This is a genomic window from Candidatus Woesearchaeota archaeon, assembly GCA_020854775.1.
Classification (GTDB): Archaea; Nanobdellota; Nanobdellia; order Woesearchaeales; family 21-14-0-10-32-9; genus 21-14-0-10-32-9.
Genome location: JAHKLZ010000014.1, coordinates 1 through 4,252, shown reverse-complemented (window position 1 = coordinate 4,252; position 4,252 = coordinate 1). Strand labels below are relative to the sequence as shown.

Genomic DNA, 4,252 nt, shown 5'->3' with positions numbered 1-4,252 from the left:
CTTGATATTCCCCTTCTATTTTTTTTCTATTTTCAGGATTAATATAATCCAATAACCCGGCTTTATATTCCCATTCCATTATTTTGGCAATCAATGCTTTTTTATCTGCTTTCATAGTGGTCTTGGGATATAGTTTTTTATCTCCTCTTTTTCTGTATTCCATACATTCATAATATCCGTCAAAAGTTTCGTCTATTAGTAATATCGCCTCGTCTAAAGTCATTAAACTTTTATATGTTTTATTTCTCCCCATCTCCATTCTCCTTTAAATACTCCTTAAAATAATTCAATAAATCTCTTTTTTCAAGCGGAGTCCAGCGTTTAACCTGATACGACCTTCTGTCTAAATCATCATATACGTCCCTCCCTATATAATCCTTAATCCATTCATACATTTCGTATTCGTGGTGCGCCCTATAATGTCCGTTGCACCCTTTATATGGTTTGCATAAAGCTACTCCGTCTTTAAGGTCAAACTTAACTTCTGAATGCCTCCTTCCTCTGATATGATGAGCTTCTAATTCACTCATATTGGTATTGCCACAAAAGACGCATTTTTTATCTCTGGCTTTTATACATTTAGACCAATAGCCATCTAAAGTTTTTATTTTGATGTTCTTCTCTCTTAAAGAGATTTTAGATTTTCGTTTTTTCTTCATTAGCCTTTTCCGCTTTTTTAACTTCTTCTTCCCCAAATGCTTCTACAAGTTCTTTTCTTAATCCCATAAAACTATGATGTAATAATGCAAAATTTATTATTTCCTTAAATTCAATCAATTCCTCTGCAATAATTTCGAGGGCTTTTAATTTACGATAATTCATAATAAATTCTGATATTGCTCCCTCGTCGGCGAATAAACTTTTTCTTGCTTTTGCAATAGTTTCTGCTATCGTCCCATCATCATCTTTTTTAACCTTTTCCAGCCATTCTTTATTTGTCATTTTTTCTCCTTTCGTTTTCCGTATTTGCATTGAAACTCCCAATCTGTTCCCAAAGATATAATGGTTTTTTTATCCCAACCGAACTGGAGATATGGAACTAAATCATCATAACTGAATTTATTATATTGTTCATTAAAAAAAATTCCGTTCAAACACTTTCCTTTTATTCTGTTATCACTTTCCCAATATTCACACTGGTGGCATTTTGTCATTTCCCCTCCTTTTCAGGAAGGCAGGCAAGAGAAAACAGGGCTAATGCAAACCCTTGCCTGATTTTATCCTTCCTATTTCAATAAATCTATAAATGTATTTTTATCGATATTTTCAGGTGATAAGTCAATTTCGCATTTTTCTTTTTCTACCAATTTTGCCCCTGCTTTAATTAATATATCTTTAAAATTGATTGAATTAGTATAGTAATTAAGTAAGTATTTTCTGCTCCAGTTTGCTACATTTCCTAATCCGGAAGTTATAGTATTTCCGATAGAAGTTTCGGCAAAATAGAATCTTGTCTTATCTCCATTTGTAGTTAATAACCCGATTATATTCTGTTTATGTTTAATTTCTGAATTAGTGATAGCTACGATATTATTCGGGTCTACCATTCGATTTTCACTCATGTTTTTGCTATTTTCTTTTCCTACTACAATCTTATAAGGTACTGGTACATCTTTATTGTAGTTGAAATAGTTCACATTCACGATATAATTACTTTCAGGAGTTTTTGATACATAAAATAATTCAGTAGCCCCTCTTGGTGCGTTAGTTACATCCCCTGAAAATAATAAAGTTCTGTTCTCGTTTCGATAAAAAGAATCCCAACCAAACTTCCCTTCTTCAGAGATTAAAGACATATCCAAATCTATCCTATGCCCTTGTATATTTTTCCAGTTAATTCCAAATACCATGTCTCTATCAAGTTCAACGTAAGTCCCGGAAGGAAAATTCCCTGTAAACTGCTTTTCAGTAGTTGGCAAGGCATAATGGATAAATTCAGGAATATAGATTTTTTTGCCTTTGACATTTAAGTCTTTAATTATTGAGTCTATAACTATATCCAATATCTGCTGAGTAAAGATACGATATTTTTCTTTATTAGGAATATCAAGACTATCAGCATAAGATTTTCCGTTTCGTATCCTGTATAAAATTGAATCTATATCTTTTTTAGTTCGAAATTTTAAAGCATAAGCTAATCTTATCTTCCTGAACGTAGTTACCTTTTCAAGGTAGTTTTCAAGTTCTTTAATGTTAATAGATATATTGTTTTTAATTTTGGCAGTTATTGAGTTCAAATAATCTTCTGGCATTGGTTTATGATATTCATTTGCCAATTTTCTTAATTTATTGATTAAGGTTTTCATTGTTTGATTAGTTCTAAATGCAAGAAAAATAGGTTTATACCGAAAAAAGATTTCAGCTAATTTAGTAAGGTCGTATTTTTGAAATAATCTAACTACTTTAACATTCTTAGATTCCCTTATCTTATCAATCAGACTTTTAGATTTAATCAATAAGGTTTCATTAGTAGCTACATAAACCACATATCTCAAAAATTCAACTGGATTCTCAGGTAAAATGTTAAGATATTCATATAGGATAATCTTAACTTCCCGGTTATTGATTTTTTCAATGTCTTTTTCGTTTACCCCTACATATAGAGCTACATCTATCACATCTTGAATTGTATCTTCTTTTAGGGCAATTCCTGAATTTAACAAAGTCATTAATTTAGATTTTAATTCCTTTTTGGTTAATCCTTTAATGATTGTTAAAGTAATCCCTTCTTTTAGTTCTGGAATTTCCAATACTTCATTAGGAATATAGACTGAATCAGAATCATAAATCCCCAATCTTTCAAATCCGTAAGTAGTGAAATAATGAATTAGCTGTTCAATAACTAATTGTTCGATACTTACCTCTTTGACTTTTCTCCATGATTTATGAAAAGTCATATTAGCTTGTTCTCCGGACATTCCGATAATTTCTTCTGTAAGTTTTATTAATCTTTTATAATCGTTATAATCAGCTACAACTTCCGGTGAAAATACAAATCCTTTTTCAATGGTTTGTTTAAGTAATTCTTTGTATAGATTTTCCGAAGGTTTCTGGTTTCCTTTAACTGGCAAGGCTTTAAAAAGTTTCAGTGTAGATTTCATTTCATTTATCTCCTTTTTTATTTTTAGGCGGGTAGTATTTGTCGCATTTTGTCAAATATTAAGGAACTACCTTTGCCTATTTTTAGGCGAGTGATATATTCATCGGCGGGTTTCCCCGCTGGCTTTTGTTAAGGAATCACTTTTGCCTAATCTTAAACGGACAGTAATTTATCATGGCAAGATATTTTTTAAAGGAACTGTCTATGTCTACATTTTGGCGGGCAGTATTTTCAACCTGAATTTGAGGAACTGCCTTTGCCATTATCTGGCAACTTGTCTACAAGCTCTTTTACTATTACACACATTGGCTTGTTTTTATAAACTGAATATAATTTAATCTTTTTCCAAGTGTTATAGTAGATTTTGATTTCTTTTTTCTTTCTCATATAATTTCCTAATTAATATATTTATCTATTATTATATATTCTTTTATGTGAAATGTCAAACTATTTCCTCACAACTCTTTTTCTCCAAACCTCGTCTAACGTTACCCGCCTTAACTCTATTTTGGTTTTCCTTATTTTGTCATCTATCTTATCTCTGGCTTGGTATAGCTTCAGAAGTTTAGTTTCCAACTTCTCTTTCATTTTCTAACTCCTCTACTCTGGTTTCGGTTACTGTGCATTTTTGGATTTTCATAGCTGAACGAATTGTATCATCTACAACCCGGTTAAAAACTCCTATATCGATTTCGTCATCTGCTTCAAATTTTATCTGTAGCCTAAACTTTCGCATTTTCATTATTCCTTTCAGTTATTGGAGTTTGTTGTCTGAATTCAGTTTTCAAAAGTTCAATAGCAACATCAATATCAAGTTTATTATCTTCGCAAAATCTATATTTGCCCTGCTTAATATCATATATTCCTTTGGTGGAATGAATCGCCCATTTATCCCAAACCATTACTTTACACATACCAATTTCTTCATCTTTTTCTATACCAAATTCAAATCTATCTTCAAAATTATCTTTCATTTTTACCCTCACATTTTAATAGCAATAAATATTACTAATCATTTTTTCATTCCTTTTATTTTTCCGTTTCCGTTAAATTGGTCGTTTAATACTTTTTCAAAACATTCCTTACAGAGTTTTGTCATATTCCATTTACCTTCAATTTGTGGCACGTAAACTTCGTTCCGGTTGATTTCTT

The 4,252-nt window shown here is 31.1% G+C and carries 8 protein-coding genes; all 8 read right to left on the bottom strand.

Annotated elements, in window-relative coordinates:
- Positions 1–253, bottom strand: a 253-nt coding sequence (locus KO361_03215; GenBank protein MCC7574578.1) for a hypothetical protein, incomplete at its 3' end; no start/stop codon positions are given.
- Entirely contained in the window at positions 240–659 is a 420-nt protein-coding gene (locus KO361_03210) for an HNH endonuclease (GenBank protein ID MCC7574577.1), read from the bottom strand. The genes KO361_03215 and KO361_03210, both read right to left, overlap by 14 nt.
- Entirely contained in the window at positions 637–942 is a 306-nt protein-coding gene (locus KO361_03205) for a hypothetical protein (protein ID MCC7574576.1), read from the bottom strand. Before KO361_03205 ends, KO361_03210 begins: the two co-directional genes overlap by 23 nt.
- Positions 939–1,154, bottom strand: a complete 216-nt coding sequence (locus tag KO361_03200; GenBank protein MCC7574575.1) for a hypothetical protein — start codon at positions 1,152–1,154, stop codon at positions 939–941. The genes KO361_03205 and KO361_03200 overlap by 4 nt, the downstream gene beginning before the upstream one ends.
- A gap of 72 nt (positions 1,155–1,226) precedes the next feature.
- Entirely contained in the window at positions 1,227–3,101 is a 1,875-nt protein-coding gene (locus KO361_03195; protein MCC7574574.1) for a hypothetical protein, read from the bottom strand.
- Positions 3,102–3,331: 230 nt separating this feature from the next.
- Positions 3,332–3,487 (bottom strand): hypothetical protein, encoded by a 156-nt coding sequence (locus KO361_03190; GenBank protein MCC7574573.1) that lies wholly within the window; start codon positions 3,485–3,487, stop codon positions 3,332–3,334.
- Between the two features lie 60 nt (positions 3,488–3,547).
- Positions 3,548–3,688, bottom strand: coding sequence for a hypothetical protein (locus tag KO361_03185; GenBank protein MCC7574572.1), 141 nt, complete (start codon positions 3,686–3,688; stop codon positions 3,548–3,550).
- Positions 3,689–3,822: 134 nt separating this feature from the next.
- Entirely contained in the window at positions 3,823–4,074 is a 252-nt protein-coding gene (locus KO361_03180; protein ID MCC7574571.1) for a hypothetical protein, read from the bottom strand.
- Positions 4,075–4,252 lie beyond the last annotated feature (178 nt).

Coding starts and splice junctions, on each gene's coding strand:
- KO361_03210 (MCC7574577.1), bottom strand. CDS start 659: ATGAAGAAAAAACGAAAATCTAAAATCTCTTTAAGAGAGAAGAACATC.
- KO361_03205 (MCC7574576.1), bottom strand. CDS start 942: ATGACAAATAAAGAATGGCTGGAAAAGGTTAAAAAAGATGATGATGGG.
- KO361_03200 (MCC7574575.1), bottom strand. CDS start 1,154: ATGACAAAATGCCACCAGTGTGAATATTGGGAAAGTGATAACAGAATA.
- KO361_03195 (MCC7574574.1), bottom strand. CDS start 3,101: ATGAAATCTACACTGAAACTTTTTAAAGCCTTGCCAGTTAAAGGAAAC.
- KO361_03190 (MCC7574573.1), bottom strand. CDS start 3,487: ATGAGAAAGAAAAAAGAAATCAAAATCTACTATAACACTTGGAAAAAG.
- KO361_03185 (MCC7574572.1), bottom strand. CDS start 3,688: ATGAAAGAGAAGTTGGAAACTAAACTTCTGAAGCTATACCAAGCCAGA.
- KO361_03180 (MCC7574571.1), bottom strand. CDS start 4,074: ATGAAAGATAATTTTGAAGATAGATTTGAATTTGGTATAGAAAAAGAT.